At 49.9% G+C, this 22,496-nt stretch carries 17 protein-coding genes and 1 tRNA gene; 11 read left to right on the top strand and 7 right to left on the bottom strand.

Translation table 11 applies throughout. The annotated features are described in order from the left end of the window. Positions 1-39: 39 nt before the first annotated feature. Entirely contained in the window at positions 40-396 is a 357-nt protein-coding gene (locus tag LN341_RS17970) for a hypothetical protein (RefSeq protein ID WP_234206467.1), read from the bottom strand. Between the two features lie 131 nt (positions 397-527). On the opposite strand from LN341_RS17970, the gene LN341_RS17965 reads away from it, so the two are divergent. After that, entirely contained in the window at positions 528-818 is a 291-nt protein-coding gene (locus LN341_RS17965; RefSeq protein WP_234206465.1) for a hypothetical protein, read from the top strand. A gap of 152 nt (positions 819-970) precedes the next feature. On the opposite strand, the gene LN341_RS17960 is transcribed toward LN341_RS17965, so the two are convergent. Next, entirely contained in the window at positions 971-2,170 is a 1,200-nt protein-coding gene (locus tag LN341_RS17960) for a type III PLP-dependent enzyme (protein WP_234206464.1), read from the bottom strand. A 1,175-nt stretch (positions 2,171-3,345) separates the two neighbouring features. On the opposite strand from LN341_RS17960, the gene LN341_RS17955 reads away from it, so the two are divergent. From LN341_RS17955 to LN341_RS17940, 4 genes are all read left to right on the top strand, one after another. After that, positions 3,346-3,627: a type II toxin-antitoxin system Phd/YefM family antitoxin gene (locus LN341_RS17955; RefSeq protein ID WP_234206462.1), complete on the top strand. Its 282-nt coding sequence runs from the start codon at positions 3,346-3,348 to the stop codon at positions 3,625-3,627. Further along, complete coding sequence (locus tag LN341_RS17950; protein ID WP_234206460.1) at positions 3,605-3,955, top strand: type II toxin-antitoxin system RelE/ParE family toxin; 351 nt, start codon at positions 3,605-3,607, stop codon at positions 3,953-3,955. Before LN341_RS17955 ends, LN341_RS17950 begins: the two co-directional genes overlap by 23 nt. A gap of 772 nt (positions 3,956-4,727) precedes the next feature. After that, a complete protein-coding gene (locus tag LN341_RS17945) occupies positions 4,728-6,620 on the top strand; it encodes an ATP-dependent endonuclease (protein WP_234206458.1) in 1,893 nt (630 codons plus the stop codon). After that, complete coding sequence (locus tag LN341_RS17940; protein ID WP_234206456.1) at positions 6,617-8,461, top strand: UvrD-helicase domain-containing protein; 1,845 nt, start codon at positions 6,617-6,619, stop codon at positions 8,459-8,461. The genes LN341_RS17945 and LN341_RS17940 overlap by 4 nt, the downstream gene beginning before the upstream one ends. 298 nt (positions 8,462-8,759) lie before the next feature. On the opposite strand, the gene LN341_RS17935 is transcribed toward LN341_RS17940, so the two are convergent. From LN341_RS17935 to LN341_RS17925, 3 genes are all read right to left on the bottom strand, one after another. Further along, positions 8,760-8,999, bottom strand: coding sequence for a hypothetical protein (locus LN341_RS17935; protein ID WP_234206454.1), 240 nt, complete (start codon positions 8,997-8,999; stop codon positions 8,760-8,762). Positions 9,000-9,544: 545 nt separating this feature from the next. Further along, positions 9,545-11,344: a family 20 glycosylhydrolase gene (locus tag LN341_RS17930; RefSeq protein WP_234206452.1), complete on the bottom strand. Its 1,800-nt coding sequence runs from the start codon at positions 11,342-11,344 to the stop codon at positions 9,545-9,547. A gap of 9 nt (positions 11,345-11,353) precedes the next feature. Next, the gene (locus tag LN341_RS17925) at positions 11,354-12,433 is read right to left on the bottom strand and encodes an ROK family transcriptional regulator (RefSeq protein WP_234206450.1); all 1,080 of its coding nucleotides are present in this window, start codon (positions 12,431-12,433) and stop codon (positions 11,354-11,356) included. A 239-nt stretch (positions 12,434-12,672) separates the two neighbouring features. Between LN341_RS17925 and LN341_RS17920 the strand changes: the two genes are divergently transcribed. The 5 genes from LN341_RS17920 to LN341_RS17900 all read left to right on the top strand — a co-directional run bounded on the left by LN341_RS17920 (position 12,673) and on the right by LN341_RS17900 (position 18,845). Continuing rightward, on the top strand, positions 12,673-13,887 hold the full coding sequence (locus LN341_RS17920; protein WP_234206448.1) for an ABC transporter substrate-binding protein: 1,215 nt from the start codon (positions 12,673-12,675) through the stop codon (positions 13,885-13,887). A gap of 51 nt (positions 13,888-13,938) precedes the next feature. After that, complete coding sequence (locus LN341_RS17915; RefSeq protein WP_234206446.1) at positions 13,939-14,928, top strand: carbohydrate ABC transporter permease; 990 nt, start codon at positions 13,939-13,941, stop codon at positions 14,926-14,928. Between the two features lie 8 nt (positions 14,929-14,936). Next, positions 14,937-15,779, top strand: coding sequence for a carbohydrate ABC transporter permease (locus LN341_RS17910; protein WP_046221749.1), 843 nt, complete (start codon positions 14,937-14,939; stop codon positions 15,777-15,779). 2 nt (positions 15,780-15,781) lie between these two features. After that, complete coding sequence (locus LN341_RS17905) at positions 15,782-16,900, top strand: ABC transporter ATP-binding protein (RefSeq protein ID WP_234206444.1); 1,119 nt, start codon at positions 15,782-15,784, stop codon at positions 16,898-16,900. A 298-nt stretch (positions 16,901-17,198) separates the two neighbouring features. Continuing rightward, positions 17,199-18,845 (top strand): methyl-accepting chemotaxis protein, encoded by a 1,647-nt coding sequence (locus tag LN341_RS17900; RefSeq protein ID WP_234206442.1) that lies wholly within the window; start codon positions 17,199-17,201, stop codon positions 18,843-18,845. A 471-nt stretch (positions 18,846-19,316) separates the two neighbouring features. Here LN341_RS17900 and LN341_RS17895 read toward each other — a convergent pair. After that, positions 19,317-19,407, bottom strand: a tRNA-Ser gene (locus LN341_RS17895). Positions 19,408-19,721: 314 nt separating this feature from the next. On the opposite strand from LN341_RS17895, the gene LN341_RS17890 reads away from it, so the two are divergent. Next, complete coding sequence (locus LN341_RS17890; RefSeq protein WP_027251202.1) at positions 19,722-20,444, top strand: YebC/PmpR family DNA-binding transcriptional regulator; 723 nt, start codon at positions 19,722-19,724, stop codon at positions 20,442-20,444. An 84-nt stretch (positions 20,445-20,528) separates the two neighbouring features. On the opposite strand, the gene fhuB is transcribed toward LN341_RS17890, so the two are convergent. Next, a complete protein-coding gene (gene fhuB / locus LN341_RS17885) occupies positions 20,529-22,496 on the bottom strand; it encodes a Fe(3+)-hydroxamate ABC transporter permease FhuB (protein ID WP_234206441.1) in 1,968 nt (655 codons plus the stop codon).

The following is a 22,496-nucleotide window of genomic DNA, read 5'->3' as shown; positions in this document are numbered from 1 at the left end:
ATTCAGCTGGCGGGGCCTGTTTCAGAGAAGTGGCTGTGCTCAGTTGTCGTAACGCCAGCGCGGCGGAAATGCCTGATTCATGACCAGTGAGTCATCCACCAGCTCAAACTGAAGTTTGGCTTCATTTTTAGCGACGTTCTCGACGATCAGACAAGCCTGAAACACAGACCAGTTAAAATCGACCGTCACAGTGACCTTTGTGCTCTTAATCACAATGTCTTTGATCGTCATCGAATCTGGCACAATCGTCATATGCGGATCGTCTGTCCAGGCCAGTTCATAAAACAGCGGCTGGAACTGTTGTTCTGCCGCCTTTACCGCCGCGTGGATCTGCGCCTCACGATCCGGCAACTCAGGATTGAGTGCCAGAACCAGCGACAGAGCTTGCTCACTCATGGTTTATCCTCATTTCTATACTGATAAATAGCATACCAGATACCAGCCCACCATTTTATCGCCCGCATGCACTTTCCCAATCTCAGTGACTACACTCAAGTCATCGGTTCTGTCGATTTACAGGGACTTCTATGGATAGCAAAGAAAAAGAGGCGGGCATTTTGCAGGCACTGGCCGAGCGACTGGAATCTCAGCGCTTACCCCGAGCATTAGCGATGAAAAAGCGGGTCGATGATGGCGACACCCTCAATGAGCTGGATATTCAGTTTCTTAAAGAAGTGTTAGACGATGCTCAGCGCCTGATGCCAATTGTAGAGCGCCACCCTGAATGGCAAAACCTGGCCGCGAGCCTGATCAATCTGTATCAGGAGATCACCACTAAAGCCCTTGAGAATGAAACGCATCAGAAAGGCAAGCCTTAGCCTTGGGTGAATACTTGGGTGAATAGCCTTGAGTGAATTGTGTTAGGTGAATCGTGCTGGATCAATTTCAGCAACGCCGTTCTGTGTCTCTGGCCGTCGAGCACAAGCTGCAAAGAAAAAGCCCCCACCGAAGTGAGGGCTTACTGAACCTATCAGCCAATCATACGTTCGCAGCTTTGGTCATGCTCGTTGAGCAACACAGTCTGCGCCCGTTTGAAGAAGTTAAAATCGGTCGCGGTCGCGCTGGTGTACGCACCCATCATGCGGCCGATGATCAAATCGCCGTTGTCCAGCTTCGGCAGCATGATGTTTTCAGCAATCACATCAATACTGTCGCAGGTCGGGCCGGCCAGCACGCTCGGCGCGTACTCGCCTTCCTGTTTCAGTGTCACCAGCGGGTACTGGGCATCGTCAAACATCAACCCACTGAACGAGCCGTAAATGCCGTCATCCAGGTAGTACCACATCTGACCGTCACGCTCCGCCTGCCCCATCACAGACGCCACACTGGTCACCGACTGCGCCACAATAAAGCGGCCCGGCTCTGCCAGCACCTGAACGGTTTCAGGCAGTTCATTCAGCGCCTCGTTAATCGGCACACAGAACTGGTCAATCGGCATCACCTGCTGCGAATAGGAAACCGGGAAACCGCCGCCAATGTCCAGCGTACTCAGTGCCGGTAAACCACGTGCCACCACTTGTTCCATCACCTCTTTGCAGGTGCGAATTGCATCGACGTATTTCTGCGGGTGCATGGTTTGTGAACCCACATGGAACGACAGGCCTTTAATGCGGATATTCCAGGCTTGCGCCGTTTCGATGATCGTCAGTGCCTGCTCCGGTGAACAGCCAAACTTCTTCGACAAATCAGCAAAGGCTTCTGCATTGCGGAAGCTCAGACGCACCAGTAGTTCGACCTCGTTGTGATAGGCTTTGAACTTCGCCAGCTCATTGAGGTTATCCACCACAAACACATTGCAGCCGTACGCCAGCGCGTCGCGGATATCGGCATCACGCTTAATCGGGTGAGTGTGAATAGTACGCTCGGCAGGGACGCCTTCCTGCGCCACCAGATCCACTTCACCACTGGTCGCCAGATCAAAACTGGCCCCTTCTTCGAGCAAGGTTCTCACCACAGCCGGGTGCGGCAGCGGCTTGAGCGCGAAGTGAAGGGTCACATTAGGCAGTGCATTATTGAGCGCACGGTACTGCTGGCGGATCACATCACAATCCAGCAGTAATAACGGCGCACCGAACTGGGCTACTGAAGATTCAATTAACTGAACCTCGTCAGCCGCCAGTGTCTGAGCAGAGAAAGAATGAAAATCGAGTACAGAATGAGCATGAGCCATCGCAGGCCTCCAACAATCGATAGCACTTTTCATCCGCAATGATGAAAAGTGGAGCGTCAAAAAAAGCGCACAAGCGCAGTCAAAGTCACTCTTGGATAGTTGCTCTATCGCCTTGCCACAATATCAGCTGTGATGTACTCGGATTGGCTATCATCAAGAAGCGGCGCGATAGTAAAGTCATCATGTTTTCCACGCAATAAAAAATTGGGTACACAACACAAAAAATTTTTGTGGTGACGATAGCATTTTATTATGGTGCGTGGGGGTGGCTTTTAGTTGTATGCCACGCCTGGATTCAGCGCTCCACTCAGCATTTTCTTGTGCGCGGCAGGTACGCTTTTCAGGCCAGTTGTAGGGGCTCCCGGCGCCGACAACCTGAAAATTCATCCATAAATTTTTCCCCTGGTGTGGGGATTGCTTAGGCTGATGTAAATGGTAACGCAGGAATATGTAGTGGTATGTCGCGCGTATCCTCTGAGTACACCTCAGCATTTTCTTGTGCGCGCCAGGTACTCTTTTTAGGCAAAAAGAGTACCCAGAAATGCCTTTTGGTTCTCTGGTGTTGTCCGGGCCGGTTGTAGGCGCTCCCGGCGCCGACAACCTAAAAATTCATCCATGAATTTTTCCCTGGTGTGGGGATTGCTTGGGCTGAAGTAAACGCGGTACTTCGGAACCGTACTGCATCAGGCATGTGCTTACTCTGCGGGATCTTTATCCAAAGCGTTTATCCCCTGTGTTCTCATCTGGTAACGCAGGGATTTGTAGTGGTATGTCGCACGTAACCTCAGAGCACACCACAGCATTTTCTGATGCGCGCCAGATACTCATTTTAGGCCAAAAGCGTACCCAGAAAATGCCTTGGGTTCTCTGGTGCTGTCCGGGCCGGTTGTAGGCGCTCCCGGCGCCGACAACCTGAAAATTCATCCATGAATTTTTCTCTGGTGTGGGGATTGCTTGGGCTGATGTAAACGCGGTACTTCGGAACCGTTTAGCATCAGGCATGTGCTTACTCAGCGAGATCTTTATCCAATGCAACACAAACAAGCTGACAGATTTTGACGTTATCCTCTTGGGTATACCCGCCATAATGGTCTAAATGTGGACTAAATTTAGCTTTATGCTAGTCTTCAGGTGTGTTTACATCTGAGAAACCATACGCAAAGCAGGAGAGAACCATGAAAGTGGAAACCATCAGCTATCTCAAAAAGCACGCAGCGAATCTGCCGCTTGATGAACCAATGACGATCACACAGAACGGGAAACCAGCCTATGTGATTGAGTCCTATGAAGAGCGGAAGAAACGTGATGAAGCGGTCGCCTTAATGAAGCTTCTGTCATTCTCGGTTGATGACGCGAGCAATGGCCGTGTGATGTCCAGTTCGGACTTCAAACAAAGACTGGCTAAACGTCGTGCTAATTCAGAGAAAAGTGATAATGATCAAGCCAGTACAGATTAATTATACCGACACTTTCGCAAACACCTTTGACGATGTCACCGACCACTTGGCACCGCATACCAGTGAATCGCAGGTATTGAAACGGCTAGAGAAAACGATAGATAAATTCGAAAATTTAGTAGGCTCAACACCTTACGCGGCCCCAATTTCACAGACCTTACTGGATCTTGGAATAACCCTATTCAGGGAATACAACAATGACGGTTTTCGTTTACTTTACCGCGTCATTGAGACGCCGGAGAACACCATCATTTTCGGTGACGTCTTCCTGACTCAGAAACAGAATATTGAGCAGGCTTTAATCAACTATTGCCTATTGCATAAATAATTTTCCGATGGAGCCGTGAAGCGCCACTTACTTTGACAGCACCAGCCGAACTCCCATTAAGTTGTTCTCTCAGCACTAAACTTGTTCAACACCTCAAATACGGCTTGTCTGGCCCCAGATTTTTTTGCAGTAACGTACAACCGGAAAGTGTGTAGCCTGCATGTACCTTTTCTGAAGAGCCAAAACCGCTCTTCACACTTTGATAGCGTAGAAGTATATATATCGTGGTATGTCGCGCTTCAAGTTCAGAGCACACTCAGCATTTTTTTGTGCGCGCCAGGTACTCTTTTTAGGCCAAAAGAGTACCCAGAAACGCCTTTGGTTCTCTGGTGTTGTCCGGGCCGGTTGTAGGCGCTCCCGGCGCCGACAACCTGAAAATTCATCCATGAATTTTTCCCTGGGGAGTGCAATGTTTGGGTTTGAAACTCGTTATTGCCCCAAAGTGTGTTTCGACAATTTTTCAAAAGGTTTTAAAAATCGAATTTCACCTTATAAAAACTAATCTTTAATGTGTCCCTCATTTACCTGAGGGGTATAAGCCTCACCTACTTCCTAATCATCAATCACTCGCTCTCAAATGCGATAGAGGTCAAGCTTTCATTTATGCACTTCGTGATACATTGTAGCTATATAAACTAGATAGTAATGGCGTTTTGTATGTCGAGAAGCTTTGACAGGTTTGCCCCAAAGCGAGTAATCCATATTTTCCACTCGGGTACAGAGAGGACTCCATTTATTACTGAATTAACATATCAATATATCAGGATAGTGTATGTACTTATCGAGTATAACGGTCGAAAACTTTAGAGGCTTTGAGTCAACTTATGTCACTTTAAACAAAGGATTAAATCTTTTAGTTGGTGAAAACGATGCTGGTAAAACGAGCCTAATCGATGCTGTTAGATTAGTTTTAGATACTAACTCAGCTGAGTGGGTGAGGATTAAGTATTCCGATTTCAGAACGGGATCAACAAAGCTAAAAATAAGTTTGAAGTTTTGTGGACTGAGTGCACTAGATGGTGGTGCATTTGCCGAATATCTAACGTTTGAACAAAACGAAGGTGGTGACGTTCAAACTGTATTGTATATAACATTGACTGCTACCATAAATGAAATCCTAACGAATAATTCTCAAGGTATACGCACTGAAATTCGTGCAGGATCTGATGATGAGGGACCACTTTTAGATCGTGATACGCGATTATATCTTTCTACTACTTATCTTAAACCATTAAGGGATGCTCAGAATGAACTTTCTGCTGGAAGAATGTCTCGGCTGTCACAACTACTAGGTAGTAAGAGCAGTATTGGCGGTAACGAGCAGGATATAGAGCGCCTGATTACGCTCATTATACAGGCCAACCAATCAATCAAAGCTGATACTTCGATTTCCACTGCGCAAGGCAGTATCGAAAGGCTCTTAAAGCAAATCACTTTCAAAGACACGCCTTTTGCCCCTGTGATTGATATGCTTGGTAGTAAGAATATTGTCGAAATGAGTGCAGCGGAAAAGAATTCAGCTTTCAAAGCAATTGTTGAGCGGCTTACTCTTGGATTGAATGATACAGGTTTGTCCCATGGACTTGGGTATAGCAACTTATTATTCATGGCTGCCGAGCTGATGTTGTTAGCCCAAGCAGGTGAAGGCTTTCCACTTTTGTTAATTGAAGAGCCTGAAGCACACCTTCATCCTCAGTTACAAATGAAGTTCATCCAGTATCTTGTTGAGGAGCAAGCGGATTTGCAATGCATACTGTCCACACATAGTCCGAACCTGGCTTCTAAAGTTTCACTTGAAAATATCATCCTGATGAATAAAGGGCAGTCTTTTCCATTAAGACGTGGAGCCACGTTATTGGATGGTGATGATTACCCATTCCTAGAAAAGTTTCTTGATGTTAGTAAAGCAAATATGTTTTTCGCTAAAAGCGTTCTATTAGTTGAAGGCGATGGTGAAAACATTCTATTGCCAACTATTGCCAAATTATTAGGTCGCCCTCTTGAAGATTATGGCGTGTCGATAGTGAATGTTGGCAACCTAGCTTATAAACGGTATGCCAAGATCTATCGCAAGAAGGTGGTTGATGATCAGCCATTCCCTATGAAAGTAGCTTGTGTAACAGATCTTGACATTTGGCCAGACAAAGCAGAAAAGAAGCCAGATAGTGATATAGGATTTAAAGTTAGAATACAACCTGACCCAGGTAATAACAAGAAGGGGAATTTGAATCGATGGGTTAGCTACTACGATGATAAACAGCATGAACTGGTAGCACGAAAAGCTAACAAGTGTGAGCAGGATGGAGAAAATGTAAAAACATTTATCTCGGAGGAGTGGACTTTCGAATATTGCTTAGCGAAATCAGGTTTAGCCAAAGAACTATATCACTCGGTAAAGGGAAGTGAAGTCGGTTTTGAAGGCCTTAGTGATGATCCTGAAGAAAAAGCTATTCAAATATATGGCATGATTGAAAAAATGTCGTCTGGTAAAACTACGGCTACATACAAGCTCGCTGAAATATTAAACGATGCCTATCAAAGAGATTCAACTGGCCTTAAAAACAAACTACCAGCGTATATCGTTAGCGCCATTGAATATGTAACAGAACCGATTATTATAGAGGAGCAAGCTGCTCAGGAGCTAGAAGTAGAGGGTGCAGAATGATACCTTCTATAACAGATATACATATCGAGGAGCTTCAAGCTAAGACGGGACTGTTTTTTGATCAAGAACGTCGAAAAGCCATAAAAGAGTTTAACGATATTCAAGCTTGTCCCGGTAGCGGTAAAACAACACTTATTGCTGCGAAATTAATACTGCTTGCAAAGAGTTGGAAAAAAAATACTAGTGGTATATGTGTGCTTAGCCACACCAATGTAGCTAAAAATGAAATTATTAGTCGATTGGAGAGTGATGACTATGGCCGTAAACTTCTATCTTACCCTCACTTCATAGGTACGATTCAAGAGTTTGTTAACCGATTCCTAGCTTTACCTTTCTGTAGGTCAAAGAGTATAGAAATTAAACGTATTGATGACGAATTTTGCTTCAATTATATCGACAGTAAGCTTTCTTGGAAGGCAAGAAAGTACTTGGATGGAAAGCCAAAGGCTAGTATATCTAACTTGCAAGTTAGATATGTTAACGGTGAGTTTAAAATAATCGTTCCAGGCTTCAAAAAGATTTCTACGTCGGATAGCTATAAAAATTTGTGTTCAATAAAAAAAGCGATGATTAAAGATGGTGTATTCTTTTATCGAGAGATGTTTGAATATGCAAAGGCATATTTGGATATTAACCCAAATGTAATAAGATATATTCGGTCAAGGTTTCCGTTGGCGCTTGTAGATGAGATGCAAGATACATCCTTCGTACAAGATGAAATAATTAACAAGATATTTTCTTATAAAGGCGGTGCATTTCAACGATTAGGTGATTCTGATCAGGCAATATTTTCAGGTGGCGAGGAAGAAAGTAGCAATAGCTATAATGATTTACAGTTACAGATTATAAATACGAGCCATAGATTTAACCCAAGCGTCGCAGTCCTCGCTAGTAGACTGAGCACCAATAAGGTGAAACTGAGTTCTACTCATTTAGTTAACAACGCTCAGCCACATACTATCTACATTGTTGATGAACAGAACAGGCCGAGAGTGCTTTCAGCCTTTGCACAATTGTGTGGGAATAACCTTCCGTTAGATGAAAAACATCCTATTAAAGCCGTTGGGGGAATAGGTAAGACGAAGCCAGAAGGTCTTACGATTAAACACTACTTTTCAAAATTTGATAAAAATAACTCTAGTGAAAATTTCAAACCAGACAGAATGATAGAATACTTCAGGGAGGCTCAGAAGATCACCACGTGTAATTCAGATGGTTACAAAATAGTTTTGGATGGTATTCGTAGATTATTCCCTACTGCAGGTTTAGAATATATACCTGTATCTCAGTTGAAGGCCATGATCAAGGACAGCCCTAAGCGTAATGAAATTAATCAAAAAATAATTGGCATTCAAAATTCAGACCTTAGCGATAGTCAAGGTTGGGAGCATAATATTAAGGAGTTATTGACGGTTCTTGACTTGTTGGATAAATATTCTTTGCTTACCGATTTCATTTCATATGTTGCACCAATTGCTATAGCGGATGATGAATTTGTGCCAGCAAATATGTATGTTGAAAGAGTAAATGGTCGTAACATCGGTATAGTGGTTGATACGATCCACGCTGTTAAAGGTGAAACGCATTCAGCGACCTTATTGCTAGAAACAAAATTCCATGAGTATGACGTACATCAGATGTTGGATTATATTATTGGTGTTAAGAGTAAAAAGCCTACGGGTGTTCGAAAGCCTAAATTCATGAAGCAAATGTATGTCGCAATGACAAGGCCAAAGCATCTAATTGGTATTGCAATTGATAAATCTAGATTTCCAGAGGCTAAGCGAGAGGTAGCTATTAAGAATGGTTGGAATATTGTAGATTTAACAGTCGGCAATTGATATTCACCCAATTATACTGGCCAAAAAATGGACACGCATAGCTAGAAACATCGCTTTGTCTATTTCGCCATCTCAAATTTTACTTATCCGAAATAGGCGCTTCTGGTGGCAGCTCCTAACTCGAAAATGTCCAGAGACGTGCCAGTCGAATCATCGCTAGCACGTTTATGCCCCCATTATGTATTTCGAACAGGTGTCATGTACATATAAGAGTCCGACTGTACTCAAATTTTAGCCATGAAACGAAGTGGCTATTCAATTGGAAATCACCAAACATCGATCGTAACAGAAAACCCCGTCAGTAGAGGAACCAGTTAGTGGCATAAACTACTAAAATCACCAGGGCGACTAAAAAGGCTAGTATCATTGCCATCTTCTTCATGTAGCTTGACCGATCAAATACAACGCCTTCTTCTTCCCTCACCCTTGCCTCTTCATCAAAATGCCACTTAATAGCGAAGTAGCCTCCAATACCTAATACAATAAGCTTAAAAGCTCCGGCAAAGTACGGAAAGAAGTTACCCCAACTGCCGCTCATTTCTATCTCCATCAAATTAAATATCGAATTTACGGTAGCATAGCCAAAGGTTCATGTTTATTGTTTTTTATCGTTAAACATAGACATTTTCATTGTTGTGTATAGCGCTAGAAGGGCTGGTTGGCATTCAAAAATGCGTAAATCCAGCTCGGCATCGTCCATTGGGAGAAAGCGCAGTCAAATATGTACCTGAAAGTAAGGGATCTTCTCCTTCTACTGATGGTTTAGTTCTTGGTTGTTTGCTAAATCAGCAAAAACACTGTCACATTTCTGTCCAAAACGTGTTTCGAAACCCAAGCTCGACATACCTTGATGCCTCACCTAAAGCATCAGCCACAACACCCAAAAATCACAAGAAACTCACTCCCCCAGGGGAAAATTCAGGACGAATTTTCAGGTTGTCGGCGCCGGGAGCGCCTACAACCGACCCGGACAACACCAACGAACAAGTCGGCATTTCTGGGCACTCTTTGGGCCAACAAAGCGTGTCTGGCGCGCATCACACAAAGCTAAAGGGAACACCGAACTCAAGCGCGACATACCTTCTATCTCTCGGTAACCTCAGGCTCCAATTCCACCTGACACAACGCCCGCAAATACCCTAACCGCGAAGCGCTCTGCTTCAGGCCACCGGGGCGGTAGTGCTGGAGCCACAAATCGGCGTAGGCCTCTTCGACCGGGGCGAGTTTGTCCAGAATGCGGGCTTTGTCTTGCGGCGGTAAAGCGGTGAGATCACGGTGCCCGGCGTTGGCGTAGCTCAGTGCGATTTGGCTGGCCAGCAGCATGCAATCGACTGTCCAGAACAGCTCGGCTTGCAGTGCGGAAGTGGGCAGCCCAGCGATGTCGGCTTTCAGGCCGGATAAGTCATCGATGGCAGCGGCAATCTGCTCAGCGCCGGCGATCTCAGCGCGGCGGATATGGCGGCCTGAGCGCTGGTCAAACACGAACGGGCCGTAAAAAGCGCAGTTCGGGGTGGTCACGCCGCTGGTGAGATAGGCATCCTGCAGGCGATCAATCAAAGGCATGGCCTGCGCGTATTCTTCTCCGAAGTGAGCACTGATGAACCCACTGGTGTTTATCTTTTGGTGGCGCTGCGGATCCCAGGCCATGGCGGCACCGAACACGTAGCCGGGCAAGGTGGTAAAATATTGCTGCGCGTGACCCATATCGCCCCATTCGGAAATCTGATAACCGCAGGCGCCATATTTCAGGGCCGATTCAGCGGCCCGCCGCATGTGCACTCTGGCAGCCTGCCCCCGGCCTGCCACAGAGGCAAAGGTGTTGGTCGAGACCACCACCTGAAACGGATAGCCAAATTCAGCCAGTTGCCTGTGCTCGTCATCATAGGGGTGATCTTCTTCATAGCCCCAGTTCAGCAATTCCAGATCGTCCGGCAGATGCGGCAAAATGTCCGGATACTGAAACAGCATGTCACTGAAAATCTGGCACGATTTTCCCCGCGCATGGGCAAGACCCAGTACTATCTTGAGGTAATTGAGATACACCTGCCCTTTGCCCTGCTGTTCGCAGGCCTGCTGGCTGGCGCCTGCACCGAGATCCATCGTCTCATCAAAATTCAGATTCAGGGTATCGGACGTGAAGTTCGGCAACAGGGTATCGAGCAAGTTGGCAACAAAATCCGTGACGGCGTCACTTAATGGATTCAGGCCAAAAGATTCCGGCCGGAAGTCGCCCCGATGATCATAAAAACCGCTCGTCTGCTCGGCGAGGTGTTGGTAGTGCGGATGACAGAGCCATTTTTCCATATGCCCGAAGGTCGCCTGATTGGGAATCAACTCAATGCCCCGCGCTTTGCAGTAGCGATCCAGCGTCCGGATTTCTTCGGCTGTCATCGGTGAATAGTCCTGCCAGACAACCGGGTGCTGCGGATAGGCGAACGTATGTTCTGTGTACAGCTGTAACTGATTGATCCGCAAGGCTGACCAGAAATCCACCAGCTGAAACAAGGTCGACATGGTCGGCACTTTATCGCGGCTGATATCAAGAATGATCCCGCGTTTGGCAAACGCCGGCTGATCGCCAATCGTCAGTGACGGCACCTGGCCATGGCAGAGTTTGATGATCTGAGCCAGACACTGGTGCGCATACAAACGGCCGGGCTCGTCTGCCATGCTGATTTCAATGCCGCTGGCGGATATCCGGATCCCAAAGCCCTGCCCGGGCAAATTGTCATCTTGCCGGTAACTCACGCTCGGCGAGGCAATCACCTGCGCCAGTTTTACAGGGATCAAAGGCAGCAAGGCGCTGTAGTTGGCTGGCGCGGCAGTGCGATCCAATTCAAGGGTTGCTGGCTGCGGAAAGAGCAGGCTGAAATCCGGGGTCATGTTACGTCCTTACTGTGAAATAGTCTGATCATCTAAGACGTCGAACAGCACCAGATCTGCCGAGGTGATTTTACTCCACGCCAGCGCAGCAGCACCCGCGGACACCGCTTGTGTGCCCAGTGTTGAGATCTCTGTGACCGGTTGCCAGGTCTGATGGCCTTGAAATGCCGCAAGATTGGCGTGAATCAGGCGTTCAATGTCCCTGACATAAGGTTCCACTTCGCCACCAAAGACGATCTGGTGCACATTGAGCAGCCGGCCGAGAGTCGCTAACTTATCAACAAACTGCGCCAGAATGTCGGCTTCGCTCACCGGGCTCTGGTGCGGCCCTGGCTCGACATCAAACTGGCCGGACAGACAATCATCACCGTAGAACAGCTGGCCGTTCAGGACGAACCCCAGCCCGATACCCAGATGCCGGCTGTCGTCATGACGATGGTGTGAGGTGAACAACACGTACAGCAGGTTATCGCTGCCTTGTGGCCGCGACAGCATCACCTGTCCCCAGGCCGCGCAGTTGGCATCGTTATCGCAGTACACCGGGTAGCCCAGTTGTGCCGAGAGCTGCGCTGCCAGTGCGACTGGCTCTGAGATCTCAAAGGCACTGGACACAGAAACGACGCCGGTATCCGGCCTGACCAGACCCGGCATCCCCAGGCCGATTGCCAGCACCTTGCCCCAGCGGTTTTCGACCTCGCGAAGCACAGGTGCCAGCACATCCCCGAGTTGCTCAAGAGGCTGCGTACCGGGGTGGTAGCTGACTATCTTGCGGTACAGGATCTGACAGGCCAGATCGAGCACCGACAGGTTGATCTGGCTGTCGGTTAATTCAATACCCACCAGAACGCCGAGTTGCTTATTCAGCTGCAAAGACACCTTCGGCCGTCCGCTCTGTGGCGTGCCGTTCCGGTTGGACACTTCTGTAATCAGTTGCTTCTCTGCCAGCGAACTGACGATTTTGGTAATGGTCGACTTATCCAGCCCCAGCCGGTCTGCAATATCAATACGCGAAATGTTTTGGCATCGCCACAGCACGTCAAGGACGCGAGAGGTGTTCACCTGTTTGATGTTTGGTGCTTTTCTAATCATTTAGTTTCCATTAGAAACTTAATCTCTTGGATTTATTGTTAATCAATCCCTCTTCTGAATTCAAGGCTTAATTTCCCTTATTTCTGACTCTGTTAACCTGACCATGCATTCTCAGCATCAGCCTAAAATTGTTATTTGCTTGTTAACATAATTGTGATTTTGATCCTTGCATCCGTGGCTAATTTCTCTACATTTTTACTTAGTTTCCAATCGAAACTAAATAGCATAAGGAAGGCGATATGAAACGTAAGTCTGGAATTACCGCTGTCTCTGCCCTGCTGGGCTTGTTGGTGGCCACCCCCATCTCTGCATTTGCGGAAGAAACACTCACGCTCTGGACCTGGCGCAAACAGGAACGTCCGCTGTGGGAGGCGGTCTCGAAAGCCATGGATGATGTCAACATCAAAGTGGAAGTGTTCAAGGGCGTCGATTACAACTCCCGTTTACGTCTGGGCTTGCAGAGTGACAACGGGCCAGACCTGTTTCAGGGACGTCCCGGCGCTTCATTTATCGATCAGTACGCCAGCGCCGGGGTGATCACACCGCTGCCTGCCACGGTTGATCTCAGTGGGATATCACCGGCCACTCTGGTCGCCGCCACCGGCTCTGACGGCAAAGTGTATGGCGTGCCCTTCGCCGTCCAGACGGTTCAGATCATCTACAACAAATCCATTTTCGAAAAACTGAACCTCAGCGAACCGCAAACCCCAGAGCAGTTCCTGGCTGTGATGAAAACCCTGAAAGAGAACCGGGTGATCCCGCTGGAAGTTCCGGGCCGCGCCGGCTGGGCACTGGCCATGATGAGCGCCGGACTGGAAGCCGGGCTGTCCGGTGAAAACATGAAGCAAATTGCCAGCCGTCAATCGCCCTTCACTGCCGAAGCTTACCAGCAGGTTGCGGATACGTTTGCCAGTTGGAAGCCCTATATCAACCCATCAGCGGCGGCCCAGGACTATAACGGAATGCGGGCCAATGTGGCGCTGGGAGATTCAGCCATGATCATTGATGGTTTATGGTCCACCTCGCCGCTCTCGACCATCGCGCAAACCGATCCCAGTGTCGAGCTCGGCCTGATGCCCATTCCGGGACACGGCGGCAAGGTGTATGCCTTTGCCGACGGCGCCTATCTGGTCAATGCCAACAGCGCCAAACGCGAAGCCGCTGACAAACTGCTGGCCTTTACAGCGACCAAAGCATTCGCTCAGTTATTTGCCGATCATGTCGGCGAGCTGTCGACCTATGCCGAGGGCATCCGCTATCAGGGGAAATATCAGGCCGAAGCCGCCAGCTTCGTATCGCAGCATGCTCAACCCTACCTGACCTGGAAAGGGCCTTTTAACGTGCAGTATGAGGAAATTGTCGGTCCGGCTTACCAGAAATTTCTGGCAGGCAAAGTCGATGCAAAGGGTCTGACGCAGGAAATCGAAAACGGTTTTCAAGCAAAGAATCTGTAACCCTTTTCTGCTGGCCTGTGTTTGCAGGCCACTTCCCCGAACGGAGTCGTTATGCCACACGCCCCTAGCCCTGATGACTATTCAGACGATCTGTCTGCTGAGCTGCTGCGCAGCGATGTGAAGAAAACACAAGGATTAAGTTTCCGGCAAAAAGAGAAACTCCAGTACGCCCTGCTGCTGATCCCCGGCTGCCTGTTATACGGGATCTTCAACCTGCTCCCTTTAATCGGCACCCTGGTATTGTCCTTCTTCGACTGGCCGGGAATCGGACCGGCAACCTTTGTCGGCTTCGATAACTTCACTAAGTTACTCACCGATGCGTACATGAGCGGCCAGCTCTGGAATGCCTTTCAGCAGACCTTTGTATTTTTTGCCATTTGTATCAGTATTTTTCTGGGATTAGGCACCACCTTCGCGCTGTTACTGAGCTGGAATACTGCCGGTAAATCAGCGTATAAGCTGCTGTTTTTCATGCCCTATCCGCTGGCTGCGGTGGCCGTTGCTTTTCTCGGCCAATTAATCGTTGATGTGCGCGGCCCGATCAATCAGCTGATGATGCACTGGGATCTGATCAGCGCGCCGCTGATGTTTCTGGGTGAAGCCGATACCGCGCTGCCGACCATTGCCCTGTTTCAGTCCTGGCAGAAGCTTGGCTTCTCCATCATGTTGATTCTGTCTGCCATTCTGGGTGTACGGGCCGACCTGCTCGAAGCGGCGGTTCTGGACGGGGCCAGTCGCTGGCAATGTATCCGCCATGTGGTCTTTCCTGTACTGGCGCCCGCCTTCGTGTTGATCACCATTCTGACCCTGGTGGATGTCTTCAATAATGCCGAGTACGTGCTGATTCTGATGGGCCCGGATGCCGGTCCTTATTATTCCACCGATATATTAGGCACCTTTCAGTACCGCACCGCATTTGGTACCAGCGGCGGCTCCGGCACTGCCGATCTGGGCATGGCTGCTGCGATTGGCATGGTGATCTCCGTGCTGATTTTACCGGCCACCATTTACCTGGCACTTCGCAATATGCGCAACCGATAGGACGAGTTATGGAAAGGATTTTTAAACTTCGCCCCATGGAGCAGGTGCTGGTGCAGTTTCTGTTGCTGGCCTGGGCTCTGGTCGTTGCCATTCCCTTTGGCCTGGCGTTTATCAACTCGATGAAAGGCAGCCTGGGTCAGGTGATTCGTGCGCCCTTTTCACTGCCGGACAGCTGGCAGTTTGAGAACTATGCCGCAGCGTGGGAAATGGCCAATTTCAGCGGCTATTTTATGAATTCGCTGATCATCAGTGTCGGCACCGTGGCGGTTGCCGTTCTGTTCAGTACCATGGCGGCCTTTGTGCTGGCCCGGGTTGAATTTCGCGGCAACCGCACCCTCTTCATTCTCTTTATGATTGGGGTGATTGTGCCGCTGCGTCTGGCCATGGCACCGCTGTTTGTGGTGGTGCAAAGTCTGGATCTGCTCAACTCTCTGCTGGGGATTATTCTGGTGCAGGCCGCCAGCATGATGCCTGTGGCGGTGTTTATTCTCAGTACCTTCTTTAAACACCTGTCGCCGGAAATTGAGCAGGCGGCGCGGGTCGATGGCGCCCTGCCTTTTCAGATTTACTGGAAAATCGTGCTTCCTCTGGTTAAGCCTGCCATCGCAACCGTTGCCCTGTTGTCTTTTGTCAGTGCCTGGAACGAGTACCTCTTCCCGCTGCTGTTTTTGCAAGATCGCAGTCTATATCCGCTGACGCTCGGACTTCAGGAATTTCAGAACGAATTTGCCATCCAGTGGCACATGATGTTTGCCGGCCTGATCATCATGATGGCGCCGACACTGATCGCATTCTTACTCGCATCAAAAGCCTTTATTCAAGGTCTGACCCAAGGTGGCATTAAGGAGTAACCATGGCTCACATCCAACTGAAAAACATCAAAAAACACTATGGCCAGACTGAGGTGCTGAAAGGTATCGATCTGGAAATCAACGACCGGGAATTTGTCACCTTTGTCGGCCCGTCCGGTTGCGGGAAATCTACGTTACTGCGCATGATTTCAGGCCTTGAGGAGCCCTCTTCCGGCACCATTTTCATCGATGGTGAAGACGTCACCCGCGAAGCACCGGCCGACAGAGGCATCGCCATGGTGTTTCAGTCCTATGCCCTGTACCCGCAAATGACCGTGTGGGAAAACATGGCCTTTGCGCTCAATATTGATAAACAGCCCAAAGAACAGATCAAAGAAAAAGTCGAGCATGCCGGTAAGATGCTCAAGCTCGATCACCTGTTCGATCGTCTGCCCAAAGCCCTGTCGGGCGGGCAACGACAGCGGGTCGCCATCGGCCGGGCCATCGTGCGTAACCCCAAACTCTTCCTGTTTGATGAGCCGCTGTCCAATCTGGACGCTGAACTCCGGGTCGACATGCGCATTCAGATTGCCGAGCTGCACCGCTCACTGTCTGCCAGCATGGTGTATGTCACCCATGATCAGGTGGAAGCCATGACGCTGGCCGACAAAATTGTGGTGCTGCGGGACGGGCGCATTGAGCAGGTGGGGGCGCCGCTGGATCTCTACTATCATCCGGCCAACCAGTTTGTGGCAGGCTTTATCGGCTCGCCCAAAATGAACTTCATTCCGGTCACAGTCGTCAGCGCGGATGCCTGTAGCACCACTGTCTCTATCGCCGGTCAGCACCAGATCACCATCAACCGGAACGGAAGCACGCTCAATCCGGGCGATCACATCACACTGGGTATACGCCCTGAGCATTTGCTGGTTGCGACACCGGACTCAATGGATGATGGCAGCACTGTGTTAAATATGCAGATCAACGTAGCGGAATACCTGGGCGCGCTGTCGTATATTCACTGCTATGCCGCCGACATAAACAAACTGAGCCTGATGATGGATGGCGAAAAAGCATTGCAGCATGACCTGAAGAACGGCGCCCGTATGGCCGTTTCCCTGCGCGCTGAGTATTGCCATTTGTTTGATCAACACGAGCAATCCTTAGCTCCCGCCTCCTAAAGCAGGTTCCCCCCTGACAATCAGGGGGAAACACGCCCCCAAAGATGTTATTTCCAGCCCAACTTTATTTATTCACTGTGATAATTAACCCAAATGACATTGATGAAATGAATAAATAAACGAATGATATGTGCGATGACAAAATAGCCGTGTCTGCCTTCAAACCAGCCAGGGCAGTAAAGACACAAAAGTCGCTCACATCGGGTTACAAAGGCAGGCTGACACCGGCAAACGCCCCCCACGTCTCAGTGTTATTCCGCCCCTTTTCATTCTATGGATATGTTAATAAGAGATAACAATGCTAATAAATACACTGACTTTAAGAACTAAGCTGATACTGGCGGTATTGCTGCCGTGCATCATGTTATTACTTGTCGGTATCATCAGTTATTCGACTATGTCGCAAATTGGGCAAAAGTCTGAACGGCTTTACATGAATACCGCCACGCCAATGCGCGCGATGGCTGAAGTTGCTTCACGCATTCCGAGAATGCGTGTGGGGATTGACATGATGCTCTTTCAGGAAATTGATGGCTTAAAAGACGCTAAAGGCGTTCAGACGCGGATCAATGAAACACGCACCGAAGACATTCCGGAGATGCGTGCTGCCATAGAACAGTCAGTCGCCGCTCAGATTAACCCTGATTTACGCCGTGAAGCGCAGAAATTACAACAGCGTTTTGAAGCCACAATTGCCTCAGATCTCAACCCCATGCTGGCCGCGTTGGAAAAAGGCAATCTGTCTGATGCTTACCGCTATTACACCCAGTACGCTGTCAGCTACGGCATCATGCGAAAAGATACCAATACGCTGCTGGATACCCTGCTCACCCAGGCCGAAACCTTCAACAATGAAGCCCAGAGCAGTTTCAATGACGGACAACGCAATCTGGTGATGATTATCATTGCTGCGCTGATCATCTCTTTCCTGGTGTCTTTCATCATTATCCAGAACCTGCGCGCCAGGGTCGCAACGCTTCAGCGAACGATTAAAACGGCTGAACAGGACATGGCGCTTAATACAAGAATTGAACTGGACGGAAACGATGAGCTGAACGCGATCAGCCAAACGCTCAATCATTTCTTCGCCAAGATTCACCGCTCTGTGGAAGAAGTGGCGCAAAGCTCAAGAAACTTAGCCAAAACCGCGCAGGCCGTGGCGTCAACTGCGCAGACGACTCAAACGAACTGCCTGACGCAACGGGACAGAACCATCCAGGTGGCGACGGCGATTAATGAGCTCGGGGCAACCGTCAATGAGATCGCCAATAACGCTGCTCAGGCGGCTCATATTGCCAGAGAGACGACAACACAGACTCAGGATGGCAGCCAGGTGGTCGAACAATCCAGAGAGAAAATGAACGCCCTGAGCAACGATCTGGGTGAGATCACCGGTGTGATCGAAGCACTTGCTCACCAGATCACAGATATCAGTGCCATTCTGGATACCATCCGCAGTATTTCAGAGCAAACCAACTTGCTGGCACTGAATGCTGCCATCGAAGCGGCCCGTGCCGGTGAACAGGGCCGCGGCTTTGCAGTCGTCGCCGATGAGGTCAGAACCCTGGCTTCACGTTCTGCCGGTTCCACTGAAGAGATACAGGAAGTGATCAACCGGCTGCAGAATGAATCGGCCAGAGCCGTGAACGCTATCTCTCAGGGACGCCAGCAAGGCTCTGATGTCGCAGAGCAAGCGAATCTGGCTACCGGTTCTCTAGCCCAGATCGCGACCTATATCGATCAAATCAGTGAGCAAAACATTCAGGTGGCCACCGCAACGGAAGAGCAATCCTCTGTGGTGCATGAAATCAACCGCAATATTGAAGACATCAACCAGTTAACCTCAGAAACCGCCGACATCGCCAACGAACTCACGGCATCCAGCGGTGAGCTTCAGGCCTTGTCGAAGCAACTTGATCAACTGGTTGGCCGCTTCAAGCTGTAAATCGCGTCGCGTAACGCTTCAGCCCATCCACATCATGCACAACCCTCTTCTGCCAGGAAGAGGGTTTTTCTTCCAGCACCGCCTCAGTTCGCTTTTGCCGTCAAACCTTTCAAGACAAGCAACCACCGCATCACAAAAACCGGCATTCCTGCCCGCGAACCAAAGTGCGCAGCACTTTCCGGGGCGCTTAGATACAAAAAACCCCAGCCTTTCGGCCAGGGCTTCGTGTCGTGCGGACGGCTGGGGTCGCACACGACCGGGGCGCGATGGTCCGGCATTCCGGTCCGCGACCAAAGTGCGCAGCACTTTCCGGAGCGCTTAAATACAAAAAAAACCAGCCTTTCGGCTAGGGTTTCGTGTCGTGCGGACGGCTGGGGTCGCACACGACCGGGACTCGTCCGACCGCAGGGCGGATATCGATCTGAAACATCACAAAAAAGCCCCAGCATTTCTGCTGAGGCTTCGTTGTTGTGGCGGAGAGATAGGGATTTGAACCCTAGATACGCTATTAACGTATGCCGGTTTTCAAGACCGGTGCTTTCAACCACTCAGCCATCTCTCCGTAAGTGCGGTGAATCATACCAGCTCAATTTACACTGTAAAGTACCAAACCATTCAAATGTCTATTTTTTGAGCCATAAACCGTATTTTTTATGTATCTGAACTATTTTTAATCACCAACACGTGTATTTTCATCATCTCTTTCGCTTAACCGCGCAAAAATCAGGGTAAAATGGCCCGTGTTCACAGGTCAGATCCTGCCAAATTGTCGTTTCAGCTGGTAAATGCGAAACGAGGCACTAGCCTAAATACAGACCGTGCTGATAAAATCAGCCCCTACATATCGAAAGTATCAATTACAGAGAGTGATTCCCCATGGGACGCAGTTTCGAAGTTCGTAAAGCCTCAATGGCTAAAACACAAGGCGCTAAAATCAAGGTCTATTCCAAATACGGTAAAGAGATCTATATGAGCGCCAAAAACGGCGGTACAGATCCGGACAGCAACCTGTCTCTGCGCCGTCTGATGGAAAAAGCAAAAAAAGATCAGGTGCCGAGCCACGTGATCGAAAAAGCCATTGATAAAGCAAGCGGTGGCGGCGGTGAAGATTTTGCAACGGCGCGTTACGAAGGTTTTGGCCCTGGCGGCTGCTCTGTCATCGTTGACTGTCTGACCGACAACAACAACCGAACCTACATGGATGTTCGCCAGTGCTTTGTAAAGAACAACGCGAAAATCGGTGCTCCAGGTGCGGTTGCTCACATGTTCGATCACCAGGCGGTGTTCCAGTTCAAAGGCGATGACGAAGAAGCCGTGATGGAAGCTCTGATCATGGGTGATGCGGATGTGACGGACATCGAAGCGGAAGACGGTATGATTACTGTTTTCGCACCGCACACTGAATTCTTCAAAGTGAAAAACGCCCTGGCCGATGCCATGCCTGACGTGACGATGGAAGTAGAAGAAATTACCTTCGTTCCTCAGGCAATGCATCCTGTCACAGGCGATGATGTGGCCACGTTTGAAAAATTCCTTGATATGCTGAACGACTGCGACGACGTGCAGAACGTTTACCACAACGCGGAAATCGAAGGTTAATCCCTTAACCAGACTGCAAAAAAAGCCGGGTTGCATCACTGCTGACCCGGCTTTTTTTTCTGCGTATTTTGAGAGGCTGTTTTGCTATCGGCTTCTGCCGCGAATCAGCAAAAACAGAAAATAACTGCCGCCTATCACAGAGACCAGAGTTCCAGCTGCGATTTGAGCCGGGAACAACACAGTCTGCCCTACCCAGTCAGCAATCAGCATCACGGCTGCGCCAACCAGTGACGCGACTATCAACTGTTCTCTGGCCTGTTTCGCGCCCAGCATCACCGCCATATGTGGCGCCAGCAAACCGACAAACGCCACCGGCCCCATGGTCGCAGTCACCAAAGCACACAATAAAGCCACGGCACCCAGCAGCAGAGCACTGCACAGCTGAACATTAAGGCCACGTGCCGCCGCAAACTGTCTGCCGGCGGAGATCAGTGTCAGCCAGCGTGAGGTGGCCAGTGTGAACGCCAGCAAGGTGGCCACGCCAATAAACAGAAAGATCGCTTTGCCTTCCGTCACCCGATACGTAGAGCCTGCCAGCCAGGTCAGTATGCTGTAGCTGTCCTGCGTGCCCTTTGCCAGCGCAAATTGCACTAAGGCGTCGATCAGGGCAGTCAGGGCAATCCCGATCAAAATCAGACTGGAAGGGGCGAACTGATGACGGCGACCCAATATCAGCAACACAGCCAGCACCAACATACTGCCCGCAAATGCCAGCGCAGAGCCAACCGCAAAAATGTTCATGCCCAGAAAAACACTGGCGCCCACCAGAGCAAAGGTTGCGCCGGCAGAGATCCCCAGAATATCCGGGCTGGCAAGCGGGTTATAGATCAAGCGTTGCAGCACGGTTCCCGCAATGGCTAACCCGACTCCGGCACTGAGTGCGGTCAGCATCCTCGGCCAGCGAAGTTCCCACTGATAAGCCGTTGGCAGCGCAACATGCCAGTTGTGGCCGTCAGTGACAAATACCGCAGTCAGGCACAGGATGCCAGCGACAAGCAGCATCAGGGCTGGCAGGCTCAAAGCGGCAAGACGATCCCGGCTCGGCGGCAATTTTATCGATACCTGATCCTGCGCTTTCATCTTGCGACGACTGAACCACAACAGGGCCGGGGCACCGATGGCCGCTGCCGTGGTGCCGCTCGGAATTGCATCGACCGTCAGCTGGCTGAGCAGCTGAGCGGCAGCATCTGTCACCACTAAGAGCAACGACCCGAGCAACGCACTCATGGTGAGCTCAACCCTGGGTGTTCTGGCACCCAGTGCCCGCGCAATGTTTGGCGTCAGCAATCCGATAAAGCTGATCACACCGACCGCGGTGATGGACGCAGCCACCAGCCACAAGCCGACAGCCATCAGCACAATAAAAGCAGGGACGACATTCAGACCGCGTGCTGCCGCCCCCTGATGGCCCAAACGCATCAGGGTCAGAATCCGTGGTGCAAACACCAGCAGCAGAAATGAAACGGACAATCGGGGCAGCAACCACTGCACAGATTCCCAGCCGTTCTGAGTCAGATCGCCGGCGCCCCAGATAAAGACGTTTTTAGCGTATTCCGCGTTCAGTAAAATGATCGCGCTTGCCACTGAGCCAAGCAGAATATTCACCACCATGCCCGACAGCACCAGGGGCAGCCCCGTCATGTTTTTCGGGCCGGCAATGAAAATCACCAGAAACAGAGACAGCATGGCGCCCGCCATGGCAGCCAGGGCACTGTGATCGCCCACCAGCTCAGGGAACCAGACGTTGACGATGATCAGCGCCAGCCAGGCACCGGAAGAGGTGCCCAGTGTCAGCGGTGAGGTCAGCGCATTTTGGGTCAGTTGCTGCATCAGACTGCCAACCAGTCCCAGCATAGCACCCACCATCAGTGCCATTACCAGGCGCGGAAGCTGGGCATAGCTGAACATGATGTCGGCAAATTCTTCAGCCTGGGTGCCGGTGACAATGGCAAGCTGGCGGGACAGTGAAAGATCAGAGCCAATCTGCAGACTGCCAACAACGGCTGACAATAACAGCAGCAGTATGGGAAAGAAGGACAAGGAGCGGGTCAT

Source organism: Photobacterium sp. TLY01, assembly GCF_021432065.1.
Lineage (GTDB): Bacteria > Pseudomonadota > Gammaproteobacteria > Enterobacterales > Vibrionaceae > Photobacterium > Photobacterium halotolerans_A.
The sequence above is the reverse complement of the archived record's forward strand: the minus strand, read 5'-3'. Positions and strand labels throughout refer to the sequence as shown.

Excerpts from the sequence above, each read along its gene's own strand:
- LN341_RS17970 (WP_234206467.1), bottom strand. The coding sequence starts at position 396 with ATGAGTGAGCAAGCTCTGTCGCTGGTTCTGGCACTCAATCCTGAGTTG.
- LN341_RS17965 (WP_234206465.1), top strand. The coding sequence starts at position 528 with ATGGATAGCAAAGAAAAAGAGGCGGGCATTTTGCAGGCACTGGCCGAG.
- LN341_RS17960 (WP_234206464.1), bottom strand. The coding sequence starts at position 2,170 with ATGGCTCATGCTCATTCTGTACTCGATTTTCATTCTTTCTCTGCTCAG.
- LN341_RS17955 (WP_234206462.1), top strand. The coding sequence starts at position 3,346 with ATGAAAGTGGAAACCATCAGCTATCTCAAAAAGCACGCAGCGAATCTG.
- LN341_RS17950 (WP_234206460.1), top strand. The coding sequence starts at position 3,605 with ATGATCAAGCCAGTACAGATTAATTATACCGACACTTTCGCAAACACC.
- LN341_RS17945 (WP_234206458.1), top strand. The coding sequence starts at position 4,728 with ATGTACTTATCGAGTATAACGGTCGAAAACTTTAGAGGCTTTGAGTCA.
- LN341_RS17940 (WP_234206456.1), top strand. The coding sequence starts at position 6,617 with ATGATACCTTCTATAACAGATATACATATCGAGGAGCTTCAAGCTAAG.
- LN341_RS17935 (WP_234206454.1), bottom strand. The coding sequence starts at position 8,999 with ATGAGCGGCAGTTGGGGTAACTTCTTTCCGTACTTTGCCGGAGCTTTT.
- LN341_RS17930 (WP_234206452.1), bottom strand. The coding sequence starts at position 11,344 with ATGACCCCGGATTTCAGCCTGCTCTTTCCGCAGCCAGCAACCCTTGAA.
- LN341_RS17925 (WP_234206450.1), bottom strand. The coding sequence starts at position 12,433 with ATGATTAGAAAAGCACCAAACATCAAACAGGTGAACACCTCTCGCGTC.
- LN341_RS17920 (WP_234206448.1), top strand. The coding sequence starts at position 12,673 with ATGAAACGTAAGTCTGGAATTACCGCTGTCTCTGCCCTGCTGGGCTTG.
- LN341_RS17915 (WP_234206446.1), top strand. The coding sequence starts at position 13,939 with ATGCCACACGCCCCTAGCCCTGATGACTATTCAGACGATCTGTCTGCT.
- LN341_RS17910 (WP_046221749.1), top strand. The coding sequence starts at position 14,937 with ATGGAAAGGATTTTTAAACTTCGCCCCATGGAGCAGGTGCTGGTGCAG.
- LN341_RS17905 (WP_234206444.1), top strand. The coding sequence starts at position 15,782 with ATGGCTCACATCCAACTGAAAAACATCAAAAAACACTATGGCCAGACT.
- LN341_RS17900 (WP_234206442.1), top strand. The coding sequence starts at position 17,199 with ATGCTAATAAATACACTGACTTTAAGAACTAAGCTGATACTGGCGGTA.
- LN341_RS17890 (WP_027251202.1), top strand. The coding sequence starts at position 19,722 with ATGGGACGCAGTTTCGAAGTTCGTAAAGCCTCAATGGCTAAAACACAA.
- fhuB (WP_234206441.1), bottom strand. The coding sequence starts at position 22,496 with ATGACCCGCTCCTTGTCCTTCTTTCCCATACTGCTGCTGTTATTGTCA.